The organism is Halomonas halocynthiae DSM 14573, assembly GCF_000425725.1.
In the GTDB taxonomy this organism is placed as follows: Bacteria; Pseudomonadota; Gammaproteobacteria; order Pseudomonadales; family Halomonadaceae; genus Halomonas; species Halomonas halocynthiae.
Map to the genome: position 1 here is coordinate 117,852 of NZ_AUDZ01000016.1, position 23,243 is coordinate 141,094.

The window sequence follows — 23,243 nt, forward strand, 5'->3', positions numbered from 1 at the left end:
TCGGCTGGGCGCTTTCTGGTTTCACTCTACGCGTTATGCCGCAAACGCAGCCCAGGCAGCAGCATTAATGCCGCCATCAACCATACTGGCCAACTGCCTGTTCGTGAAAATGGCGTCAGCCCCTGCATGGGTTGAAACTCACCAATCAGTGTGGCCATTTCAAACTGGGGAAGCTGCTGAGTAATGTTGCCTTGGGAATCAATAATAGCGGTTACACCATTGCTGGTGGCACGCACGACATAGCGGCCATTTTCTAATGCGCGCAGTCGAGCCATTTGCAGGTGTTGTAGCGGGCCGATAGAGCCACCAAACCAGCTGTCATTGGATAGCGTTAAGATAACGTCGCTGTGGCGGGCCTGTTTGGCCACGAGGTCGGCATAGATGATTTCGTAGCAGATAGCATTGCCGATGCGGGTCTCGCCTGCGTGCATAACGGGCTGATAACTCTGGCCGGGCGTAACGACGGGGAGCGGCAGATCAAAAAAATCAAGCGTTCCGCGCAGCAGGTTATCCAGTGGCAGATATTCGCCGAAAGGCACCAAATGGCGTTTGTCATAACTGCCCTGGGCAGCGCCCATGCTGATAACGCTGTTATAGATGTTACCTTGTGCATCTCGGCGCAGAATGCCTGAAATTAACCCACTGCCTTCTGGTAACAATTGTGTTGCGCGCTCAAAAACGGGTTGAGCCTGGCTCTGTAGCATAGGCAGCGCTGCTTCTGGCCAGATAACCAGCTCAACGGGTTCATTGAGGTTTGCCGTTAGTGTCAGATAGGTGTTGGCAGCAGTGCGCTGGCCTTCTTGGGTCCACTTAATGGCCTGATCAAGGTTGCCCTGTAGTAGAGCAACGCGCACGGGCTCGCCAGTAGGGTGGGTCCAGGGCGGCACGCTGGAGAGGGAGAGGCTTAGTGGTAGTAGCCAAAGTGTTGTCAGAGGTAGCGCAGCCCAGTAATGGCGGCGTAGTAAAGTGACACCTAAGGTACCGCTTAATGCTGTCACAAGTGAGAGTAAATAAACGCCGCCAATCGGTGTCCATGCCGCCAGAGGACCGTCCAGTTGGCCGCTACCCAGCAACAACCACGGAAAGCCAGTAAATAGCCACGTACGTAGTGCTTCACTCAGCACCCAGACACCAGCAAATGTTAGAACAGAAAGTCGGCTTCCTGTGAAGCGCCGATAAAGCCACAGTGGTACGGCAATGAATAGCGCCATGGCGGTAACAAACAGGGTGGTGAGTGCTAATGCCAGCGGCATGCCGGTATAGCCGTAATCATGAATTGACACATAGACCCAAGACGCACCTGAGCCGAACAACCCTAAGCCGTAGCACCAGCCTTTAAATCCAGCCTGGCGGGGGGTTAGTTGCCCTAGCCCGACATAGACCAAACCAGCAGCTATAGGCGCCAGCCACCACAGGTGAAAGGGGGCAGCAGACAGTGTCGTCAGTAGCCCAGCAATTAGGGCCGCCAGATAACTCGCCACTGGGCGATAAAGAAAGGCAGTCATGGGCTTCTCGATAGGGCTGCTAAGCGGTTGTGTCTGTGTCACTGGTGTGGCGCTCTGCTTCAACCAACCGAATGCGGCGATTGTCTGCATTGAGCACGGTAAAGCGCCAGCCATCGATTTCAGTGTGTTCACCGCGGCTAGGCAGATGGCCAAGGCTTTGCATCATTAGGCCGCCGACAGTATCAAACTCTTCATCAGAGAAGTCAGTACTGAAGCGTTCATTGAAGTCATCGATGGGGGTTAGTGCGCGGATGGCATAGCGGCCTTCCCCTAGGGCGCGAATATCGTCTTCGTCGTCAGCATCATGTTCGTCTTCGATATCACCGACAATTTCTTCAAGAATATCTTCAATGGTGACGATGCCGGCAGTGCCGCCGTACTCATCCACCACAATCGCCATATGATTATGTGTGTCGCGAAACTCTTTCAATAAACTATTGAGCCGTTTGGACTCGGGCACAAACATGGCGGGGCGCAAGACATCCTGCAACGTAAAGGGCAGGGGAGTATTGCTGCTGTTGCTCTGTAGCAAAGGCAGTAAGTCCTTGGCCAGCAAGACACCTTTGACTTCATCAAGGTTTTCACCGATGACAGGGTAACGAGAATGCCCAGCTTCCAGTATGACCGAGAGGTATTCGTCCAGCGGTTGATCGAGTGTGATAGCGGTGACCTGAGAGCGAGGTACCAGTACTTCACGTACCTGCTGGTCGCTAATGTTGAACGCACCTTCAATAATGGTGATAGCGTCCTGCTCAAGCTTCAAGCGACTACCGGCCTGTCGCAGGAACTCCAGCAACTCAGCCCGAGAGCTAGGTTCATCACTGTCGCCGGAAAGTGCACTGAACAACTTGTCGAACCAGTTTTTATTGCCCTGGCCACTCGGTCGGTCTTCGCTCATGAGTTGTTTCTCTTATCCTCGGTATCGGGGGCTGATTCTGTTGTGGGTGCCTGATAAGGAGAGGCAATGCCCAGCTCGGCAAGAATAACGCATTCCAATGCCTCCATGGCGTTGGCTTCGTCATCCCCCACATGATCGTAACCCATTAAATGCAGTGTGCCATGTACGACCATATGGGCGTAGTGGTCGCATAGGTTTTTGGCTTGTTCCTGAGCTTCGCGTTGAATCACTGGTACGCAGATAACCAAGTCACCCAGTAGTGGTAACGCAAGGCCGGGTGGGCCGTCAAAAGGAAAAGACAGAACATTAGTGGAAGACGGCTTGCCCCGATAAGTGTGGTTCAGGTGGTGACTCTCTTCCTCATCCACAAAGCGCACCGTTAGCTCATTACGTTGCTCGTCAGGGTGGTGGCCCAGCACGGCCATCAGCCAACGCTCTAGAGCTTCAGTTGTTGGAATGTCGCCAGTGCCGCTGGCGTGTTGGCGGTCAATCTGCACAGCATTCACGGGTTGGCATCCTCATCGCGCTCGCGCCTCAGGCGGCGTGCGTCGCGCTCTTGTTGGCGCGTTTCTTTCTGGGCACGTTCCTGAGCTTCCTGCTCGGCCTCGAATACGTCGTATGCTTCAATGATGCGCTGTACCAGTGGGTGGCGTACGACGTCCTTGGCCGAAAAATGGGTCATGCTAATGCCGGGTGTTTCACGCAGTACATCAAGTACCTGGATGAGCCCTGAACTCTGGCCTCTGGGCAGGTCAACCTGGGTAATATCTCCGGTAATCACTGCGGTAGAACCAAAGCCAATGCGGGTCAGAAACATCTTCATCTGCTCGCGAGTCGTATTCTGACTCTCATCAAGAATGATGAAGGCGTTGTTAAGGGTACGGCCGCGCATGTAGGCCAGTGGAGCTATCTCGATGATTTGGCGCTCGATTAGCTTGGCGACCTGCTCGAAACCAATCATTTCATACAAGGCGTCATATAGCGGGCGCAGGTAGGGATCAATTTTCTGAGCCAGGTCGCCAGGCAAGAAGCCGAGTTTTTCCCCCGCTTCAACGGCGGGGCGCACCAACAGAATACGGCGTACCTGCTGTTGATTCAGTGCTTCCACTGCTGCTGCGACGGCCAGATAAGTTTTGCCGGTACCCGCCGGCCCAATACCGAAGTTGATATCGTGGGCGCGTACGCTGGTGACGTAGGACTGTTGGTTGATACCGCGGGGTTTGATCAACATTTTCGGTGTGCGCAGAAGCACGTCGGCGTCCAAACTGCCTTCATCATCTTCCAATGCTTCGACCCCTGACTCCTGCAAATAAAGGTGCAGTGTTTCGGGGCTGAGGTCGCTGGACTCGGTCTCGCGATACAGGTGTTCAAGCAAGTTGGCACCTGCTCTGAGCCGGTGAGCTGGCCCAGCTAATTGAAATGCATTACCGCGATTGCGTAGGGTAATACCTAGGCGCGATTCGATTAGGCGCAAGTGTTCGTCGCGTTGCCCGCATAGGTTGGCCAAACGACGCGGGTCGTTGGGTTCCAGGTTGAGAGTAGTGACACGATTGGCTGGAGTAGTTGACTGACTCAAGACAGGCTGCCCATGAATAGGAGTGTAGTGGCGTCCAGCTTACTGCCCCAACGGGTGTTGGGGCAATGTGCTCAGCATGGAATAGTGTGTTGCAGCCGCGCAGAGACTCAAAAACGTTCGGGTGAGGCTAGCTCAGCGCGTAGTGAGTTGGGAAAGGCCTCGTTGATGACTACATCAACAAAGTGGCCGATTAATTCGGTTGGGTTAGCTGCTCGAAAATTCACCACCCGATTATTTTCAGTGCGTCCAGAGAGCTGGCCCGGGTCTTTGGGTGAGAACCCAGTGACCAGGATACGCTGAGTTGTTCCCACCATGCGCCGACTGATTTGCGCGGTCTGCTGGATGATGCGTGCCTGCAAAATGGCCAAGCGCTGCTTTTTTACCTCTTCAGGCGTTTCATCTTCAAGCTCAGCCGCAGGGGTGCCAGGGCGTGGTGAATAGACAAAACTGAACGAGTGATCAAAGCCGATGCGATGGATCAGGTCCATCGTGGCTTCAAAGTCTTCCTCGGTTTCGCCTGGAAAGCCGATGATAAAGTCGGATGAGAAACTGATATCTGGGCGATTGGCGCGGATGCGCTCCATCTTATCGATGTATTCTTCAACGCTGTGGCCGCGTTTCATGGCGCTCAGAATGCGGTTAGAGCCCGACTGCACTGGCAGGTGTAGATGGCTGACCAGTTCAGGAATGTCTAAATAGGCGTCGACAAGGCTTTCGGTAAACTCCACCGGATGAGAGGTGGTAAAGCGTACTCGGTCGATGCCATCCACTGCTGCAACACAGCTGATTAATTCGGCTAGGTCGATTTCGTCGCCCATCATGTTTTCACCACGATAAGCATTAACGTTCTGGCCAAGCAGGTTGACTTCGCGTACGCCTTGATCGGCTAGGTGAATGATTTCGTCCATGACGTTTTCAAACGGCCGAGAGACTTCTTCGCCTCGGGTGTAGGGCACCACGCAGAAGGTGCAGTATTTTGAGCAGCCTTCCATAATTGATACAAACGCCGTTGCGCCATCGGAGCTGGGCTTGGGCAAATGATCAAACTTCTCGATCTCGGGAAAGGTCACATCAACGACGGAAATCTGGTCGTTACGGCTGGCATCCAGCATGGTTGGAACGCGGTGTAGCGTCTGGGGGCCAAATACCAGGTCGACGTGGGGGGCTCGCTTGCGAATGGCATCACCTTCCTGACTGGCGACACAGCCGCCTACGCCAATCACTAGGTCAGGGTTGGCTGCTTTAAGCTTTTTCCAGCGCCCCAGTTGATGAAATACCTTCTCCTGCGCCTTCTCACGGATTGAGCAGGTGTTGAGCAGGATGACATCAGCTTCCTGTTCGTTATCGGTAATTTCAAGCTGATGAGACTCGCCGAGTAGGTCCGCCATACGAGCGGAGTCGTACTCGTTCATCTGGCAGCCGTGGGTTTTGATGAAGAGCTTCTTCGTCATATCGCTGTCACTGTCATAAGAACCGGGCCATGGCACATCTTGAGGTGCGCCAACAGCAAGTGGATAGGCTTGATAAAATTCTCGGTATTGAGTCTTGGAGTTTCTGGAAGGCCGAGCGCCTTCATCGACAAGGCCACATATTATACGCAGGGCTTGCGCTGGGGGCTAGTTTGAAAGCGGCAGAGTCCACTGCTGTTATGCTACGCTTCCCGCCAGAACAGATGCTCTAATGGCGCGGCAGGGTAGAAAAATAAAACGCGAGTGATCAAAAATTGAGCAACTTCGGCAAGGCGTGTTGGTATGCGGGCCTGGGCAATGTGTGCATGAGTTTTCCTGCCGTTTATCCACAGAAGCTGTGGGTAAACCGTAAGGGCCTTGGCCAGCGCTGTCAGCTACTTGAAATTGCCAAGGGTGTGTGGCGTGTTTTGTTAGCATGGCCCAAGCGCTAATTTTCGCCATAAAGTAGGCGCGTGTCAGTTCAGCACAGAGGCATGCGTGATATGCCTTGGATAGGCAAGAAAACATCAGGACGACGCAATCATGAGGCAATATATTAAGACAATCGGGCTAGGAATGTTGACCTTGACCCTGGCGCTTCCGCTTCAAGCTCAGCAGGACAGCTCTGACAAGGGCTGGGTGTCTGACGAAATTACAACGTTCGTGCGCAGCGGCCCCACGGATGGTTATCGTATCGTTGGCCGCTTGGAAGCTGGTGCTCCTGTGACAGTGTTGGAGGTTAGCGGGGATTACACGCACGTTCGCAGTGAAAGTGGAGACGAGGTATGGGTTCCTAGCAGCGATATTCAGCAGACGCCTAGTGCTCAGGCTCGGGTGCCAGAGCTTGAGGCGCGGGTTGATACCTTGACGAGTGAGTTGGCTGGTATCAATAGCACGTGGGATGGGCGTCTTGGCTCACTAAACGAGACGTTGGAAATCCGTGAGAAGCGTATTGCGCAGTTGGAAACGCAAAATAATGCATTGGCTACAGAAGCTGAGGCCGCGCAAGCTCGAGTGCGTCAGCTGGAAGCTCATCTTAATACGGAAGAAAATGATTTGCTGATGCGCTACTTCATGTATGGCGGTGGCGTAGCGGGAGCCGGACTTGTGTTGGGGTTAATTGTGCCGCACTTGCCACGCCGTCGCCGTCGTAGCAGTAACTGGTTCTGATGCTATGAGTGATGAATGGTTTAAGCGTTGGGAAGAAGGGCGTATCGGTTTTCATCGTACTCAAGTGCACCCTGCCTTAGTGCGCTATTGGCCTGAGTTGCAGGTGCCACCGACTAGCGGTGTGCTGGTGCCACTGTGTGGAAAAAGTCTGGATATGCGCTGGTTGGCCAAGCAGGGCTACCCAGTGCTTGGCATTGAGCTGGCATCTCAGGCTATTGAGCAATTTCTGGCTGATGGTGAAGGTGAGATTTCCCGCTACCGCCATAACAGTTTTGACGTTAGCCGTCAGGGCAGTGTGGAGTTGTGGTGTGGGGATATTTTTCATTTCCACATCCGTGAAGCCGCCCGTGTGGGCGCTTTCTACGACCGTGCTGCGCTGGTTGCCTTACCTGAAGCTGCTCGTCAGCGCTATGCCTTTCATCTGGCCCAGTTGCTGCCGCCTGGTGCCAAAGGCCTAGTTGTTGGGCTAACGCGTCCGGCAGGTGATGCGGGTGGCCCACCTTACTCGGTGAGCCATGCGGAAATGGAGCAACTGTTTGCGCCTAATTTTCGTCTTGAACACCTGAGTGATGGTGCTGAGGAACCTGGCAGCGGATTTCGCGAACATGTCTGGTCGCTGGTGCGGCGTGGTCCTCAGCAGAGAGCGTTCTAGCGACTTGACGATTACCTGGCTAGTACGCCCGCCAGTTTTGGGTCGCTGAACGCACGGTTTAGGGCGTCAGCAAGTAGCGCTTCGATCATTTGTAAATTGCTTTTTTTGCTTGGTCGCATGCCCACCGCAAAGCTTTGGTTACGGGTGACGGTATAAGTGCCGGTGTAAGTGGTGCCTTGGTTGGCTGCCTCGGCAATCAATACCGCCTGAATGCTGGCTTCGTCAATCAGTGCGCGCCCAGCCCCGCGTTCGTAGCCAAGAGTCTCTAACGTCAAGGTGAGCTTGGGTCCGCTGGCTGAACTGGTGGCGCTGGGGGTGAAGCCCATGTCGCTCACTGCACGCTCGGCTTCTGCCTGTAAGCTGGCCTTGAGCTGAGCCGGTTCAATAGTGATGGTCGACGTTGACATCGCATTGCCGGTGCGCGTGCCGATAATGCGACTCTGAGGTTCATATATTGTAGAGACCGCAACCATTTGCCCTTGACCAACCAGCGGAACCGCAACGGTTCGTGTGGGCATGGGTTGTAGGTAGTGAGGGCTGGCGCAGCCGCTGATGATCACTGTGATGGCAAGGCAGGCCAGTAAGGCAAAACGTCGTGGAGCCATAAAACGTCCTTCTACGCGCAGGTTTTCGTTAGAAAATGAGCCTAGCAGTCGGCTGGCTAACTGTCTTGCGTTATCTCGGTGTTACTGTTTCTCAAGCGCTCAGGCGCAGCTCTTCCGGGGCGTCTAAACGCTGCCCGTCGGCATCAAAGCGATGCCATTGCAGCGGTCTGGCATATAGGCGCTGTCCACGCTGGGGTGATAGTTCGGCCACATCGCTGTGGCGCGCGCTGACTAACCAAGGTGCGGGTAGCCAGTCGGCGCTTAGCTCAACGCGAAGGTCGGCACCGACTGGAACCACGGCAGTAACCGTCACTGGCAGATGAGCATCTGATGTCGGGGCGTGGCCTAGTGTCAGCTCATGAGGGCGCATCAAGAGTGTTTGCGGGCCCTGGGGCAGCTCGGCGTTGAGTCGGGCGTCGCCACAGGTCAGAACGCCATTGCGTACGTCGCCTTCCAGGGTGTTCACATCACCTAGGAACTCAAATACGAAGCGGTTAGCCGGTGCACGATATAGCGCTTCGGGTGTATCGATTTGTTCAATGCGACCCTCGCTCATCACTACGACGCGGTCTGACAGCTCTAACGCTTCTTCTTGATCGTGGGTCACGAAAACACTGGTGAAATTCAGTTCGTCGTGGAGGTGTCGCAACCAGCGGCGGAGTTCTTGGCGTACTTTGGCGTCCAGAGCACCGAAAGGCTCATCAAGTAACAGAACATCAGGGCGCAGCGCTAAGGCTCGGGCCAAGGCGACGCGCTGCTGTTGGCCGCCTGATAGCTGGGCGGGATAGCGGTCGGCCAAGTGTGCGAGCTGTACCATTTCCAGCAGCTGATAGACTCGGCTACGAATCTCAGCGCTGGAAGGGCGTGATTTACGTGGCATAACTGTTAGACCAAAAGCCACGTTGTCGGCCACTGTCATGTGGCGAAATAGCGCGTAATGCTGAAAAACAAAGCCGATGCGTCGGTCACGGACATGCACCCGGGTGACGTCTCGCTCACCAAAGTGAATGCGTGCCGATGGGTGTGGGTCGGCGTTTTCAAGCCCGGCAAGAATACGCAGTAGCGTGGTCTTACCCGAACCGGATGGGCCCAGCAGCCCGATTAACTCGCCGTCGCGGATGTCCAGGTCGATCGGCGACAGGGCGCGTGAGCGACCGAAGTGCTTCTGGATATTCTCGATGCGAATGCTCATGACACGCTCTCCCGGCGCGCAGTGCGCCATTCCAGGCCAGCTTTTGCGGCCAGTGTAAGCAGGGCAATTAAGGCTAGCAGGGCGGCGCAGGCAAAAGCGCCGACGGTGTTGTAGTCCTGGTATAGCAGTTCAACGTGTAACGGCAGGGTGTTGGTTTGGCCGCGAATGGCACCCGACACCACTGATACTGCACCGAACTCGCCCACCGCGCGGGCGTTGGTGAGAATCACGCCATACAACAGCGCCCAGCGAATGTTGGGTAGCGTCACCCGGCGAAACAAGGTGAACCCCGAGGCACCTAGAGTGACTGCCGCCTCTTCATCCCGCGACCCTTGAGCCTGCATCAATGGAATCAGCTCGCGTGCCACGAAGGGGCAGGTGACAAATATCGTGACCATCAGAATGCCGGGCCAAGCGAACATCAACTGAATGTCGTGGGTGTCAAGCCAACTACCGATCCAGCCATTGCGTCCGTACAGCAGCAGATAGACCAAACCTGCGACGACGGGTGAAATGGCAAACGGAATATCGATCAACGTTTGTAGTAGCCGTCGCCCAGGGAAAGTGAACCGGGTGACTAGCCAAGCCAGCATGACGCCAAATACCAAGTTGACGGGAATGGTCAGCACGGTAATGAACAGCGTCAGGCCGATGGCCGACAGTGTATAGGTGTCGGTGATGTTGACCATGAACGTGCCTAAGCCTTTGGCGAAGGCTTGGCTGAAAATAGCCACCAGCGGAAGCAGCAGAAACAAGGCTGCTAATATGACGGCGCTGCCAATCAGTAGCCGGCGCAGCGCCGGTGCATCACCGATCCGTTGCATCAGCTATTTCCTCCGTGCAGTCGGCGAATGAAACGGCCTTGCCACAGGTTGATTGCCAGTAGCAGCCCGAGAGACGTTGCCAGCACTACTGAGGCGATGGCTGAGGCTCCGGCATAGTCGTACTCTTGCAGTTTGACGAAAATCATCAGCGAGGTGATCTCGGTTTCAAACGGCATATTTCCGGCAATGAAAATAACGGCACCGAACTCACCTAGCGAGCGCACAAAGGCCAGCCCTGTGCCGGTGACGAGGGCTGGCCACAAATGTGGCAAAATCACGCGGCGAAAGGCTACGCCATCCCGAGCGCCTAGGGTCATGGCGGCTTCGTCCACCTCGGCGGGGAGGTCTTCGAGTATTGGCTGCACCGTGCGCACCACAAACGGAATACTGGTAAATGCCATGGCCAGAGCGATGCCAACCCAGGTGTAGGAGACCTCGATGCCAAATGGTGCTAGTGCTTTACCCATCCAGCCACTGCTGGAATACAGTGTGGCCAAGGTGATCCCGGCGACTGCGGTGGGTAACGCAAAAGGCAAATCCATCAAGGCATCCAGCAGGCGTTTGCCGGGAAACTCATAGCGCACCAGCACCCATGCTAATAGCAGTCCAAAGGCGGCATTAATCAAAGCCGCCGCGGCGGCTGCTCCTATGGTAGTGACATAGCTGGCTACCACGCGAGGCTCGGTGATGACATGCCAGTACTCAGCCAACGATAGCTTGGAGAGTTGGCCTACCAGACCCGTCAGAGGGAGCAATAGTACCAGCGAGACAAAGGTCAGGCTGATACCTAACGACAGGCCAAATCCCGGCAGCACCCGCATGGGGCGCGCCGAGATGAAGGAGAGAGTGGAAGGACTCATGGGCTGCGCTACTCAGGCTTAGCGACGCTGCAACTGGTCGAGCTGACCACCGCTGGCGAAATGGGTTTTCATGGCCTGATCCCAACCACCGAACACATCTTCGACTTTGAACAGTTGAGTGTCTGGGAACTGGTCGGCGAACTCTTCGACGACGGTTTGATTGTTGACTCGGTAATTGAATCCGGCTAGCAGACGTTGGGCCTCTTCACTATACAAAAAATCCAGATAGTCACGAGCCAAGTCGAGGTTGTCATTGCGCTCGGCATTTTCTTCCACAACTGCCACCGGGAATTCTGCAAGAATGCTGACGGGCGGCACAATAACCTCGTAATCGTCGCTGCCGTACTCGCCGCGAATGTTGTTGACCTCAGACTCAAAGCTGATCAGAACATCGCCAATACCACGTTCAATGAAGCTGGTAGTCGCGCCGCGGCCGCCGGTGTCAAACACTTTTACATTGCCAAGAAAGTCGCTCATGAACGCCTGTATTTGTTCTTCATTGCCGTCGAACTGCTCATTGGCTGAGCCCCAGGCCGCCAGGTAGGTGTAACGTCCGTTGCCGGATGTTTTGGGGTTGGGGAAAACCAGCTCGACACCTTCGGCAGCCAGATCGTCCCAGCTTTCGATGCCCTTAGGGTTGCCTTTGCGTACCAAAAAGGCGGTGGTGGAGTAATAGGGCGAGGCGTTGTTGTCGAGCTGTTGCTGCCAGTTTTCTGCCACCATGCCGTCGTCAGCCAGTACCTGAACATCGGTAACCTGGTTGTAGGTTACTACGTCAGCGCGTAAGCCCTGCATAATGGCGCGCGCCTGGGCTGATGAGCCACCATGAGACTGTTTGATGGTCAAGGTATCGCCTTCGTTCTGGGCTTCCCAGTTGGCTTTGAATAGCGGATTGACCTCGGCAAACAGCTCGCGAGCAATATCGTAGGACGAGTTAAGCAGCTCGCGGTCTTCTGCCATGGCAGGTGCTGCCGCCGACAATGTCAGCCCGAGCGCAATGGCTAGACTGGGGAGGGTGCGTGTAACAGACAATGACGTTGGCATAAGAACCTCAAGGCAGGGGGCAAGTGATGGCCTACCATATCAGCCTTAAAAGAAATTGATTATATGTTTTTTATTCTATTTTAGAATATGTGTATTGGGGTCAGTGTCAGCAGCAGGAGTGTGGGTGTTCTTTCCTGATGTTTTTCCAGGAGAGTTTCGGCGTGTTTCTTATTTTGCTATTGCTTCCAGCAATTTTGATAAAGAAAAAGCAGATTTAATGAAAAGCCTTCTTGGCGGTGTCTCTGTTATTAAGTCAAAATGCTGCAATGACTCTATAAACCCAGAATACCAATTCTTTTAATGAGGTGGTTTGTGTCGAATAAACTTGTAACGTCATGTGTGTTTGCGTTGTTTTCGATGGTGTCTGCTATCCCTGTGGCCGCGCAAGACGAATGGGTTGGGCAAGTTACACCTTATGTCTGGGCAATTGGTGTTAGCGGAGACCTTACCCCCTTCAAGAATGGGCCGAGCCTCTCTTTCAGCAGGAGTTTTTCTGAAAGCAGAAAAGATGTTGATGGGGCTTTTTTCCTGTCAGGTTTTGCGCGGAAGAATCGCTTGGTAATGCTGGCAGATATCAGCTACTCATCCAGTTCTCGAGATGGGAATATCCGGCCTGGTATTTCAGCCGAGGGTGAGCTGAAACAGCGCTCAATGACACTGGCCGCTGGGTGGCGCGTTCTACAAGAAGAGACTTGGGCTCTGGATGCGCTGGCTGGAGCAAGGCACTGGAATATCCGCTCCAGCATTAAGGTTGCAGGAGCATTTGGGGCAGGTATCGAAAAGAATTTTACTGACCCCATTGTGGCACTGCGCGGCAATATCCAGCTGGCGCCGCGCTGGTCAACAATTGCTTATCTTGATGTTGGCGGTTTTGGCGTGGGGTCGGAGCACACTGTTCAAGGCGTGCTGACAGCTAACTACCACATGAGCGATAGCTTGTTTGTGTCTGGGGGCTATCGTTTTCTGGATTTTGATTATCGCAGTGGTGGCACCGAGTTAAACTGGAATATGCACGGACCAATGCTTGGGCTGACATGGCGTTTCTAAGGTAGTTTCAAGAGTGCAGCGCTATTGAAAGGCCGTTGAACGGTCAGTCAATAGCGCTGCTTTTCTAGCTAATGCCGATAGACCAGGTTACAGGCCGATCGCCGAAGATGTAGAACGCCGCGGGTCTGCGCCGCCGTAAAAGACGTCGTTATCAATGACGATGGATTGAGCAGCACCCATGGCAGGTTCCAAACTGATGACATGGCCTCGCTGTTCCAGCAGTTTTAAGGTGTCTGGGCTGAAGCCTGATTCAACGCGGATTTCGTCAGGTAGCCACTGATGGTGCATACGTGGTGCGCTAACTGCTGATTGAATGTTCATGTCGTGGTCGATGACGTTCATCAACACCTGTAGGGTGGTGGTGATAATACGCGAGCCCCCCGGACTGCCGGTGACGAGAAAATTACTGCCATCTTTTTTGACAATGGTGGGCGTCATTGATGACAGCATGCGCTTGCCAGGCTCCACCTTATTGGCTTCGCCACCAATCAGGCCGTAAGCATTGGGCACGCCGGGTTTGGCTGAGAAGTCGTCCATTTCATTGTTGAGCAGGAAGCCTGCACCCTCTACCACGATGCCAGAACCATAGCTGAAATTGATGGTGTAGGTATTGGACACCGCTAAGCCATTGTTATCGGCAATTGAGAAGTGAGTGGTTTCGTTGGACTCATAGGCCGTAGGGTTGCCTGCTTTGATGGTGTCGCTAGGCGTGGCCTGATCCATGGTGATCTGATCGCGTAGTTCGTCAGCATATTGTTTAGACGTAATGCCTGCGAGGGGTACATCAACGAAGTCGGTGTCACCAAGAAATTCAGAACGGTCTGCATAGGCGCGCTTCATGGCCTCAGCCATTACATGCATGGTGTCGGCGGCACCAAAGCCCATTTCGCCAATTGGGTACTCTTCAAGGATATTGAGCATTTGAACGATGTGGGCACCACCCGAAGAGGGCGGGCTCATGGCATAGACATCATAGCCGCGGTAGGTGCCGTGGCTGGGTTCACGAAGCACGGGTTCGTAGCTGGCCAGATCTTCCATGGTCATTAAGCCACCATGCTTATCCATTTCTGCGACGATCAGGCGAGCGGTTTCCCCTTCATAAAACTCGCTGGCACCGTGCTCGGCAATTCGCTTGAGGGTGGCGGCCAACGCAGGTTGGCGGAAGACGTCGCCCACGGCGTAAGACGAGCCATCTTGCTTAAAGAAAGTCGCCATGCTGGTATCCCAAGGCTCGAAACGTTCGCGGGCATCATCAAGCCCCTTGACGAAACGTAATGGCACGGCAAAACCGTCTTCCGCCAAGCGAATGGCTGGTGCTAGTGCGTCAGCCAGGCTCATGGTGCCGTACTCTTCAAGCGCTAGGGCAAGGCCGGCGACTGTGCCAGGCACTCCTGCGGCGAGGTGCGTATAGCGTGAGCGCTCGGTGACGGCGTTGCCGTCCTCGTCTTGAAACATGGTTTCGGTGGCCGAGTCGGGTGCGGTTTCACGATAGTCGATAGCGATGACTTCACCGCTGGACTCATCAGAAATCAACATGAAGCCGCCGCCGCCGATGTTACCTGAGCGCGGCTGGGTTACCGCCAGTGCAAAGCCAGCAGTGACGGCAGCGTCCACTGCGTTACCCCCCTTGGCCAGCACGTCGCGGGATATTTCCGAGGCCAGAAAGTGGCTGGTGGACACCATGCCATAAGCACTTTCCTGTGGATGAAAACGCTCACCTTCAAGAATGGCTTGCTGAGCTATCGCTAACGGTGACAGTAGCAGAGTGCCAGCCAGTACGCCCGCTGATAGGCGCTTGAGTGTTTGCATCGGGCGCTGTGTCGAAGAGAGAGCCGCAACGGAGTATCGAGACATGAGTCGATCCTTGTTGTTATCCGAAAGTGATAGAAATGCCGCTCTCAGTATTATCAGAAGATCAGGGTGACTGAAACAAGTTTCACCAGTCAGTGTGTGTGAGCTGTTAAAATAGCTGTTTTTGGCTCAGCGACTAACAGGAAATGCCCCGCTATGACTGGCTCTTGCCCCGATTACCGCCTTGCGCCCTCGATTCTTTCGGCCAACTTCGCTCGCTTGGGCGAAGAAGTGGATGATGTGCTTGCTTCTGGTGCGGATATCGTTCATTTCGATGTAATGGACAATCATTATGTGCCTAACCTGACCATTGGCCCCATGGTTTGTGAGGCGCTGCGTCAGCATGGCGTTACTGCGCCGATTGATGTGCACTTAATGGTGCGCCCCGTGGACCAATTGATTGGCGACTTCATTGATGCGGGTGCCAGTTACGTGACGTTTCATCCGGAAGCTTCTGATCATATCGACCGTTCACTGCAGCTGATCCGTGATGGCGGTTGTCAGGCGGGGCTGGTCTTTAATCCGGCGACGCCGCTGTCGTATCTGGACTATGTGATGGACAAGGTCGACATGATTTTGCTGATGAGCGTCAACCCTGGGTTTGGTGGCCAGTCGTTTATTCCTGCAACGCTGGACAAGTTACGTGAGGTGCGTCGCCGGATTGATGCCAGTGGGCGTGATATTCGTTTAGAAGTAGATGGCGGCGTAAAAGTTGAAAATATTGCCGAAATTGCTGCTGCCGGGGCGGATACTTTTGTGGCTGGCTCAGCAGTATTTAACGCACGTAATGAAACGGACCCAAACCGTTATAACAGCGTGATAGACGCGTTTCATAAGCAGTTGGCTGCGTTGTCTTGAGCCAGCAGCCCGACGTTATCTGGCATCTTTATGTAATCGAGATGGCGTCGGGGGCGCTGTACACCGGCATTACTACCGATGTGCAGCGGCGTTTGGCGGAGCACTCGGCTGGCCGAGGAGCGAAAGCGCTGCGCGGCAAAGGGCCGCTTGCTTTGGTACATCATGAAAAAGTGGGAACGCGCAGCGAGGCGCTTAAGCTTGAAGCCGCCGTCAAAGCGCTGACGGCGGCTAATAAGCGATCCTGGTTGACTCGCCGTGGTGGCGGTTCTGTTTGATCAGGTATTAGTGCAGCTTGAGCCGCGGCTTGAGGTAGCGGTTTAAGCGGTCGACTAAAACGATCAGCCCTGTTCTGGTGGTGCCGAAAATAGCACGTTGGTGCATACGATACAGAGAGGCATAAAAGAACCGCGCGAGATGGCCCTCAACGAACAGGCTGCGTGCTGACTTTCCGCCCATTAGGTTGCCGATTGCTTCAAAGTGAGCCAAAGAAATTAGCGAGCCGTGATCATGAAAAGTGAATGATTTTAGCGGCTTGCCTGCCAGTTTTGCGCGTAAGTTGGTGTATAACAGACTAGCTTGCTGATGCGCGGCCTGAGCCCGGGGAGGGACGGTACGGTCTTCGCCCTGTGGGCAGCTTGCACAGTCACCAAGAACAAAGATGTTTTCATCATCAATGCTTTGCAATGTATCGTGAACTTTTATGCGGTTGTTGCGCTCAGTGCTCAGCCCTAGTTTTGACAAAAAATCAGGTGCTTTGATGCCCGCCGACCAGACCGCCAGGTCGACCTTCAGCTCATCACCTTCTGCCGTTATGATGCTGTTTTCTGTGACTTCGGTGACACGGGTGTTGAGGTGGATGGTGACACCGAGTTTTTCAAGTTCTTTACGCACGGCATTACCGATTCGTTCAGGCAGCATACCCAGCAACGTGGGTGATGCTTCGATCAGATGAACATTGAGGTGGTCGCTATCCAGCTGGGTAAACCCGTAGGTATGTAGCATGCCTGTAGCTTCATATAACTCTGCGGCCAGTTCAATGCCTGTGGCGCCCGCGCCGATGATACCGACCGTCATCTGAGAGCCAGAGTCCTGTTCAGCTGAGCGGTAGCGCAGAAAAGTATTTAACATGTCTTTACGAAAGCCTTCGGCTTGCTGAAGGCTATCGAGAAAATGACAGAACTGCGTGACACCGGGGGTGCCAAAGTCGTTGCTAACACTGCCAATGGCCAGTACCAAGTGGTCATAGTGAAGCGTGCGAGAGGGCAGAATTTCCTCTCCCTCGTCCATCACTGGGGCCAAGGTGAGGCGTTGTGCTTCGCGGTCCAGGTTTGTCAGTGTGCCACGCTGGAAGTGGTAGCCATTGTTGAGTGCATGTCCTTGGTACGAGACCTCGTTAACTCCTGAGTCCAATACGCCGGTTGCTACTTCATGCAGCAAGGGTTTCCAAATATGGGTTGCGTTGCGATCCACCAACACAATATTGGCTCGTTGGCGTCGCCCGAGCCGTCGCCCGAGCTTGGTTACTAGTTCAAGGCCGCCAGCGCCGCCACCGACAACAACGATAGTTGGTTTGTTCATGCGCAACTCCTCATTGGAAGCTCATTAATTGAAACGTGATGGGTATCGTTGAAAACTGGTTTCTAGCCTATCATCGGGCAGGCGTGATATGCCCACTCTTTGCCATGGAATACGACGGATGCACCCACTGCTTAAGAATGCCCAGCTGATTGCCTTTGATCTCGATGGCACCTTGATTGATTCTGTGCCTGATATGGCAACTGCGGTTGACGCTGCGATGACTCAGCTGGGTTTGCCAGCGCCAGGTGTGGTGAAAGTGCGTCACTGGGTGGGCAATGGGGCTCAAGTACTGATGCAACGCGCTTTGGCTGATGCGGTGGGCGAAGCGGCTAGCGAGGCGTGGCTAGATCAGGCGTATGCGGCTTTTCTCGTGCACTATGCGCGTGCTTCTTGCCAACAGACCTGCCTTTATCCTGGCGTGAAAGGCGCGCTAGATGGCTTGCGCGATGCGGGGCTGACTCTCGTGCTGATTACCAATAAACCAACAGCCTTTATTGCTCCGTTGTTAGCCCACGTAAACCTCCAGCAGCACTTTTCTTTATGTTTAGGCGGCGACAGCCTGGCCCAGCGCAAGCCAGACCCCATGCCGCTGCTCTACGCGGCAGAGTTTTTTTCAATAGCGCCATCGCGCTGCGTCATGATTGGTGACTCACGTCATGACATCGTAGCGGGCAAAGCGGCTGGCTTTCGTACGCTTGCGGTGCCTTACGGGTATAATCATGGTGAGTCGGTGGAGTTGAGCCATCCGGATGGTGTGCTTGAATCGCTGGCGCAACTCGTTTAGCGTTTCTTACGGCAGGTTATTGGGTAACGTTTTACCATAGCTTGCTGCTATAAACGTCTGTAATAGATTTTATTCGGTGAAGGATATCTCATGATGCAAGCAATGCTGCTTTGCCCCACACCAACTCATTCCACGTTGAGTTTCTATCGTGCTGGCTGGCGATGGTGATGCTCGTCTCCGGCTTGTCGCCGGTATGTGGCATTTCCATCAATTTTTTGGCAAGGCGATCACTGCATCATGATGACATTTGAGCGTTTTCATCAGCTGGCTGAAGCTGGCTATAACCGTATTCCCGTTACCCGCGACGTTTTGGCTGACCTTGACACGCCGCTGTCAACTTACTTAAAGCTGGCCGATGTGCCCTGGACCTTTTTGCTGGAATCTGTGCAGGGCGGTGAAAAATGGGGGCGGTACTCAATTATTGGTTTGCCATGCCGCGAGCGCATTGAAGTGCATGGTTTCGAAGTCCGTCACTATATTGATAATGACGTGGTGGGAACGGCCAGCGTTGATGACCCATTAGATTGGATCGAAGATTTCCAGACGCGTTTCAAGGTGCCTCGGCTGGATGATCAACCACGTTTTGATGGCGGTTTGGTCGGCTATTTTGGTTACGACATCATTCGCTATATTGAGCCGCGTCTCCGCAATAGCAACGCGCAGAATAAACCCGACCCGATTGGCGTGCCGGACATTCTGCTGATGGTCTGTGATGAGCTGGTGGTGTTTGACAATCTTTCTGGTCGTCTGACTCTCTGGACGCATGCCGACCCAAGTGATGAAGGTGCGTATGAGCTGTCAGTGCAGCGTCTTGAAAGGTTGGAGGCTAGACTCCGCAGCGCCACGATAGATGCCAGCAGCCCTGGTGGCGGCGGTGTCAGTGTGGAGGAAGGGGACTTTACGTCTGGCTTTACCGAAGACGGTTTTAAGTCAGCCGTTGAAACCATCAAAGAATATGTGTTGGCTGGTGATGTCATGCAATGCGTGCCGTCTCAACGGATGTCGATTCCTTACCAGGCACCACCGCTAGATTTATACCGCGCGTTACGCAGCCTTAATCCGTCGCCTTACATGTTTTTTCTTAACCTTGGCGACCATCAGGTCGTTGGCTCTTCACCAGAGATTTTGACGCGACTTGAGGATGGCGAAGTTACCTTGAGGCCGATCGCCGGTACTCGAGTTCGCGGTGCTACCGAACAGGAAGACTTGGCGTTGGAGGCTGAGCTTCTGGCAGATCCCAAAGAAATTGCTGAGCATCTCATGCTGATAGACCTGGGGCGCAACGACGTGGGGCGCATCTGCGAAACGGGGTCGGTACAAGTTACTGATCAGATGGCGGTGGAGCGTTACTCCCACGTTATGCATATCGTGTCTAACGTAACCGGGAAGCTTAAACCCGGCCTTTCTGCCATGGATGCGCTGCGTGCGACGTTTCCTGCAGGGACCCTTTCTGGGGCGCCCAAGGTGCGCGCATTGGAAATTATTGATGAGCTGGAGCCCGTCAAGCGTGGCGTTTACTCGGGTGCTGTTGGCTATCTTTCCTGGCACGGCAATATGGATACCGCTATCGCCATCCGTACGGCAGTTATCAAGGATGGCCAGCTACATGTTCAGGCTGGTGCGGGCGTTGTGGCCGACTCGGTGCCGGAGCTTGAATGGCAGGAAACATTGAATAAAGGGCGCGCGGTGTTTCGCGCCGTTGCCATGGCTGAGCGTGGTCTGGACAATCTCAAGCAATAGCTTGTTCAACCTGTATAGAGACGCAGGAAATATGACTCGGGAGGTTGAATTGAGCAAAGTATTGATGATCGACAATTATGATAGCTTCACCTACAACGTGGTGCAGTACCTGGGTGAGCTGGGCGCAGAGGTAGTGACGCGCCGCAATGACGCTATCAGTCTCGCAGAGATTAAAGCGCTGGCACCGAGCCACTTGGTTATCTCGCCGGGGCCTTGTACGCCCAATGAGGCGGGAATTTCTCTGGATGCTATTCGGCATTGTGCTGGGCAGTTGCCAATTCTTGGGGTTTGCCTTGGGCACCAAGCCATTGGTCAAGTATATGGCGGTCAAGTGGTGCGAGCGCCTCAGGTGATGCACGGCAAAACGTCGGCCATTCGGCATCAGGGCCAGGGTGTGTTTAAGGGTCTTGATGACCCGTTGTCAGTGACGCGTTATCACTCGCTGGTGGTGGCGCAGGACAGTTTGCCCGAGTGTTTGGAGGTGACCGCTTGGACCGACGATGATGACGTGACACCTGGACTTATCATGGGGTTGCGCCACCGGACATTGGATATTGAGGGCGTACAGTTTCACCCTGAGTCCATACTCTCGCACCAAGGCCACGAATTGCTGGCTAATTTCTTGAAACGACACTGAGCCGCCAAAGGACAAAACAGTCATGCAGATGCGAGACGTGATCGGCGCGGTGATGCGCCATGAAAACCTGAGCTTTGAGACCACCTATCAGGTCATGCGTACGATCATGGTTGGTGAGGCCAGTGATGCTCAAATGGCTGCCTTTTTAATGGGTATGGCCATGAAGGGTGAAACGGCAGAGGAAATTAGTGCGGCGGCTAGCGTCATGCGCGAGCTAATGAAAGACGTGCCGTTGAGCTGTGACAACGTTGTGGATATTGTTGGTACGGGAGGTGATGGGGCCAACCTGTTCAATGTCTCTACCGCGGCCAGCTTTGTGGCCGCCGCTGGTGGCGCTCATGTTGCTAAGCATGGTGGGCGCGGCGTTTCGTCGGCGTCTGGCAGTGCGGATCTATTTGCTGCTGCTGATATCGTGCTGGACTTACAGACTGAGCAGGTTAGGCGCTGCATCGAAGAAGTGGGCGTAGGCTTCATGTTTGCGCCTAATCACCACCCGGCAATGCGTTACGCCATTGGGCCGCGCCGGGAAATGGGTGTGCGTACCCTGTTTAATATTCTTGGCCCGCTGACTAACCCTGCCAAGGCCCCCAATCAATTGTTGGGCGTGTACTCTGCTGAACTGGTGCCGCTGATGGCAGAGGTACTGCGTCGGCTTGGCAGTCGTCATGTCTTGGTGGTTTATGCCGAAGACGGCCTTGATGAAATCTCACTGGCTGCACCCACACAGGTTGCCGAGCTAAAAGACGGTGACATTCACCAGTACCGCATTGCGCCGGAAGACTTCGGTATTGAGCGTCAGTCTCTGGATGTGCTTAAGGTGGACTCTGCCGCAGGCAGCCTGAAAATGGTTGAGCAGGCATTGGTGGGAGAGGGGGCGGCAGCTGATATCGTGGCAATGAATGCCGGTGGTGCGCTCTATGTGTCTGGCGTGGCGGATAGCCTCAAGGAGGGCGTGGCGATGGCTCAGGACGCCCAGGCTTCAAAGCTTCCGCTGGAAAAGCTCAGAGAGCTTTCCCACTTTACCCGTGTGTTTGCCCAGTGATTCGCCCGAGGAGGGTAAAATGAGCACTTCAGATCAACTCCCGACTATCCTGACCCGCATCATGGCGCGCAAAGATGCCGAAGTTGCTGAGCGTCGTTTGGCGGTTAGTGAGGCTGAGCTGTTGCGCTTGGCGGATCAGCAGTCGGCCCCCCGTGGCTTTGTGGCAGCTCTGGTTGAGCGCATTGCTGAGCATGATCCGGCGATTATTGCTGAAATAAAGAAGGCGTCGCCGTCTAAGGGTGTCATTCGGGACGATTTTTCCCCCGGCAATATTGCCCGTCAATATGCTGAAAGTGGTGCGGCTTGTTTGTCAGTGTTAACGGATGCCGACTTCTTTCAGGGCCATGAAGATTTTCTGATTGAAGCGCGTGAGGCCTGTTCCTTGCCGGTGATTCGCAAGGACTTTATCAGCCATGGCTATCAGGTGAGTGAAGCTCGGGCTATTGGCGCAGACTGTATTCTGCTGATAGTTGCTGCACTGGATGATGCGCGTTTGCACGACCTGCACGCTCAAGCGAATGCTCTTGGAATGGACGTGCTGGTTGAAGTGCACGATGCCTCAGAACTAGACCGTGCGCTGGCGCTGGACATTGATATGGTGGGTATCAACAATCGCGACTTGCACACTTTTGATACACGGCTTGAAACAACCCTTGAGCTGCTCAAGCGCATACCGGCAGGCGTTACGGTGATTACCGAATCGGGCATTCATACCAGCAACGATGTGCTGCGTATGCGTGAGAATGGTGTTAATGGTTTTCTCGTGGGCGAAGCCTTTATGCGTGAGAACAACCCCGGCGAAGCATTACGGCGGATGTTTTTCTGAATGTCACTCAATGTCGGCGATAACATCTTGGCTGGCACACGTGTCTGCGGGTAAGTCGTTGTTGCTCGAAATTTTAACCTCTGGATAACTGGGTGGAAAAAGCCTCCCGTCTGACTGCTCTGCTGAAGAGAGTAATAGGATGCCTCGAGTCTGACCCCCTCATATCTATGGAAAAACACAGGAGTTAAGGCCATGTTAGGAAAAGCAAGTATTAACGTGAGAACAATGGCAACTAGGCTGAGCCTGTTGGTAATTCTGGCTGCTGGCGCAGGTTGTGCCAGCCTGAATGGTGGCAGCTCGGAATCGGAGTTGCGTGAGAGCGGGCTCTGTTCTGAGGCAGGGTACGAAGCCATTGAAAACCAGGTGCCCACTGGCGACGGCCAGGGTCACGGTCCGGATATTGGTTCAGATGAGTGGAAGTCGGTGGTTGAGTTCCGACTCGGCATTCGGGGCCAAGATGGCGTCCCGGCACGAGACACGGACGCTTGGTGCCGTCACATCGAGTCATTGGCTCAGGAGTCAGCCACGGGCGAAACCAGCCGGGTGGAAGCAGAGTCACAACCGTCTTTTTCCTGTGAGGGGGTTGAGGCAGGAAGCACCGAGGCGATGATTTGTGCCAGTGAGCGTTTATCGGCGCTCGACAGAGAGCTCTCGGGAGTCTATGCCGCTGCTTTGGAAAAAGCGGGAAATCAGCAGCCTCCTGTGCTCAAAGCAGAGCAGCGAGGCTGGATCAAAGGGCGCAATGATTGCTGGAAAGCGGAGGATCAGTCTGAGTGCGTGGCCTATGCGTACCAGCAGCGCATTGCCGAACTTCAGGCCAGCTATCAGTTGGTTCCATCCAAGGGACCGGTCCGTTTCGCTTGTGATGGCAATCCCGCCAATGAGGTGATTGTGACCTTCTTTGAGACCGAGCCATCGACGTTGGTTGCCGAGCGTGGTGATAGTGTGTCGCTCATGTACTTGCAACCGAGCGCCAGCGGAAGCAAGTATCAGGGGCGCAATGAAATGTTCTGGGAACATCAGGGACAAGCCACAATCGTGTGGGGGTATGATGCCCCAGACATGCAGTGTGTTAGGGTGAGGTAACGGGACTTCGGCTCAGCGGA

Annotated in this window: 25 protein-coding genes; 13 read left to right on the forward strand and 12 right to left on the reverse strand. The window is 54.4% G+C overall.

Features of this window, described 5'->3' with window-relative positions; translation table 11 throughout:
* Nucleotides 1–26: 26 nt before the first annotated feature.
* From lnt to miaB, 5 genes are all read right to left on the reverse strand, one after another.
* Nucleotides 27–1,505, reverse strand: a complete 1,479-nt coding sequence (lnt, locus tag H616_RS0104460) for an apolipoprotein N-acyltransferase (protein ID WP_051233966.1) — start codon at nt 1,503–1,505, stop codon at nt 27–29.
* 19 nt (nt 1,506–1,524) lie between these two features.
* Nucleotides 1,525–2,403, reverse strand: a complete 879-nt coding sequence (locus tag H616_RS0104465; protein WP_027966285.1) for an HlyC/CorC family transporter — start codon at nt 2,401–2,403, stop codon at nt 1,525–1,527.
* Nucleotides 2,400–2,909, reverse strand: coding sequence for an rRNA maturation RNase YbeY (ybeY, locus tag H616_RS0104470; protein WP_027966286.1), 510 nt, complete (start codon nt 2,907–2,909; stop codon nt 2,400–2,402). Before ybeY ends, H616_RS0104465 begins: the two co-directional genes overlap by 4 nt.
* Complete coding sequence (locus H616_RS0104475; RefSeq protein ID WP_027966287.1) at nt 2,906–3,979, reverse strand: PhoH family protein; 1,074 nt, start codon at nt 3,977–3,979, stop codon at nt 2,906–2,908. Before H616_RS0104475 ends, ybeY begins: the two co-directional genes overlap by 4 nt.
* A 107-nt stretch (nt 3,980–4,086) precedes the next feature.
* Nucleotides 4,087–5,430 (reverse strand): tRNA (N6-isopentenyl adenosine(37)-C2)-methylthiotransferase MiaB, encoded by a 1,344-nt coding sequence (gene miaB, locus H616_RS0104480; protein ID WP_027966288.1) that lies wholly within the window; start codon nt 5,428–5,430, stop codon nt 4,087–4,089.
* Between the two features lie 29 nt (nt 5,431–5,459).
* Here miaB and H616_RS0104485 point away from each other — a divergent pair, with 29 nt between their 5' ends.
* From H616_RS0104485 to H616_RS0104500, 3 genes are all read left to right on the forward strand, one after another.
* Nucleotides 5,460–5,660, forward strand: a complete 201-nt coding sequence (locus tag H616_RS0104485; RefSeq protein WP_027966289.1) for a hypothetical protein — start codon at nt 5,460–5,462, stop codon at nt 5,658–5,660.
* A 310-nt stretch (nt 5,661–5,970) separates the two neighbouring features.
* Nucleotides 5,971–6,597: a TIGR04211 family SH3 domain-containing protein gene (locus H616_RS0104495; protein ID WP_027966290.1), complete on the forward strand. Its 627-nt coding sequence runs from the start codon at nt 5,971–5,973 to the stop codon at nt 6,595–6,597.
* Nucleotides 6,598–6,601: 4 nt separating this feature from the next.
* Nucleotides 6,602–7,249: a thiopurine S-methyltransferase gene (locus tag H616_RS0104500; protein ID WP_027966291.1), complete on the forward strand. Its 648-nt coding sequence runs from the start codon at nt 6,602–6,604 to the stop codon at nt 7,247–7,249.
* 11 nt (nt 7,250–7,260) lie between these two features.
* Here H616_RS0104500 and H616_RS0104505 read toward each other — a convergent pair whose 3' ends face one another.
* From H616_RS0104505 to cysP, 5 genes are all read right to left on the reverse strand, one after another.
* Entirely contained in the window at nt 7,261–7,854 is a 594-nt protein-coding gene (locus H616_RS0104505; RefSeq protein WP_027966292.1) for a YajG family lipoprotein, read from the reverse strand.
* A 91-nt stretch (nt 7,855–7,945) separates the two neighbouring features.
* Complete coding sequence (locus tag H616_RS0104510) at nt 7,946–9,046, reverse strand: sulfate/molybdate ABC transporter ATP-binding protein (protein ID WP_027966293.1); 1,101 nt, start codon at nt 9,044–9,046, stop codon at nt 7,946–7,948.
* Complete coding sequence (gene cysW / locus H616_RS0104515; RefSeq protein WP_027966294.1) at nt 9,043–9,870, reverse strand: sulfate ABC transporter permease subunit CysW; 828 nt, start codon at nt 9,868–9,870, stop codon at nt 9,043–9,045. Before cysW ends, H616_RS0104510 begins: the two co-directional genes overlap by 4 nt.
* Nucleotides 9,870–10,730, reverse strand: coding sequence for a sulfate ABC transporter permease subunit CysT (gene cysT / locus H616_RS0104520; RefSeq protein WP_051233969.1), 861 nt, complete (start codon nt 10,728–10,730; stop codon nt 9,870–9,872). Before cysT ends, cysW begins: the two co-directional genes overlap by 1 nt.
* Nucleotides 10,731–10,748: 18 nt before the next feature.
* Complete coding sequence (cysP, locus tag H616_RS0104525) at nt 10,749–11,774, reverse strand: thiosulfate ABC transporter substrate-binding protein CysP (protein ID WP_035572550.1); 1,026 nt, start codon at nt 11,772–11,774, stop codon at nt 10,749–10,751.
* A gap of 124 nt (nt 11,775–11,898) precedes the next feature.
* Between cysP and H616_RS15515 the strand changes: the two genes are divergently transcribed.
* Both H616_RS15515 and H616_RS0104535 read left to right on the forward strand, forming a co-directional pair.
* Nucleotides 11,899–12,075: a hypothetical protein gene (locus tag H616_RS15515; protein WP_156906415.1), complete on the forward strand. Its 177-nt coding sequence runs from the start codon at nt 11,899–11,901 to the stop codon at nt 12,073–12,075.
* 11 nt (nt 12,076–12,086) lie between these two features.
* Entirely contained in the window at nt 12,087–12,821 is a 735-nt protein-coding gene (locus tag H616_RS0104535) for a hypothetical protein (RefSeq protein WP_205619056.1), read from the forward strand.
* An 87-nt stretch (nt 12,822–12,908) separates the two neighbouring features.
* Here the strand turns inward: H616_RS0104535 and ggt are convergent, their stop codons facing one another.
* Nucleotides 12,909–14,630, reverse strand: a complete 1,722-nt coding sequence (ggt, locus tag H616_RS0104540; protein WP_027966298.1) for a gamma-glutamyltransferase — start codon at nt 14,628–14,630, stop codon at nt 12,909–12,911.
* A 198-nt stretch (nt 14,631–14,828) separates the two neighbouring features.
* Here ggt and rpe point away from each other — a divergent pair, with 198 nt between their 5' ends.
* Both rpe and H616_RS0104550 read left to right on the forward strand, forming a co-directional pair.
* Complete coding sequence (gene rpe, locus H616_RS0104545) at nt 14,829–15,530, forward strand: ribulose-phosphate 3-epimerase (protein WP_035572558.1); 702 nt, start codon at nt 14,829–14,831, stop codon at nt 15,528–15,530.
* Nucleotides 15,527–15,805 carry a GIY-YIG nuclease family protein gene (locus H616_RS0104550; RefSeq protein ID WP_027966300.1) on the forward strand — a complete coding sequence of 93 codons (279 nt, stop codon included), beginning with the start codon at nt 15,527–15,529 and terminating at the stop codon, nt 15,803–15,805. The genes rpe and H616_RS0104550 overlap by 4 nt, the downstream gene beginning before the upstream one ends.
* 7 nt (nt 15,806–15,812) lie before the next feature.
* Here H616_RS0104550 and H616_RS0104555 read toward each other — a convergent pair whose 3' ends face one another.
* A complete protein-coding gene (locus H616_RS0104555; RefSeq protein ID WP_027966301.1) occupies nt 15,813–17,108 on the reverse strand; it encodes an NAD(P)/FAD-dependent oxidoreductase in 1,296 nt (431 codons plus the stop codon).
* 118 nt (nt 17,109–17,226) lie between these two features.
* Here H616_RS0104555 and H616_RS0104560 point away from each other — a divergent pair, with 118 nt between their 5' ends.
* From H616_RS0104560 to H616_RS0104585, 6 genes are all read left to right on the forward strand, one after another.
* Nucleotides 17,227–17,892: a phosphoglycolate phosphatase gene (locus tag H616_RS0104560; RefSeq protein WP_027966302.1), complete on the forward strand. Its 666-nt coding sequence runs from the start codon at nt 17,227–17,229 to the stop codon at nt 17,890–17,892.
* Between the two features lie 240 nt (nt 17,893–18,132).
* Nucleotides 18,133–19,632, forward strand: coding sequence for an anthranilate synthase component I (gene trpE, locus H616_RS0104565; protein ID WP_035572592.1), 1,500 nt, complete (start codon nt 18,133–18,135; stop codon nt 19,630–19,632).
* 64 nt (nt 19,633–19,696) lie between these two features.
* Nucleotides 19,697–20,269: an anthranilate synthase component II gene (locus H616_RS0104570; RefSeq protein ID WP_205619058.1), complete on the forward strand. Its 573-nt coding sequence runs from the start codon at nt 19,697–19,699 to the stop codon at nt 20,267–20,269.
* 22 nt (nt 20,270–20,291) lie between these two features.
* Complete coding sequence (gene trpD / locus H616_RS0104575; RefSeq protein ID WP_027966305.1) at nt 20,292–21,311, forward strand: anthranilate phosphoribosyltransferase; 1,020 nt, start codon at nt 20,292–20,294, stop codon at nt 21,309–21,311.
* 19 nt (nt 21,312–21,330) lie between these two features.
* Nucleotides 21,331–22,137 carry an indole-3-glycerol phosphate synthase TrpC gene (gene trpC, locus H616_RS0104580; protein WP_027966306.1) on the forward strand — a complete coding sequence of 269 codons (807 nt, stop codon included), beginning with the start codon at nt 21,331–21,333 and terminating at the stop codon, nt 22,135–22,137.
* 225 nt (nt 22,138–22,362) lie between these two features.
* The gene (locus H616_RS0104585; RefSeq protein ID WP_027966307.1) at nt 22,363–23,223 is read left to right on the forward strand and encodes an MliC family protein; all 861 of its coding nucleotides are present in this window, start codon (nt 22,363–22,365) and stop codon (nt 23,221–23,223) included.
* Nucleotides 23,224–23,243: the final 20 nt, after the last annotated feature.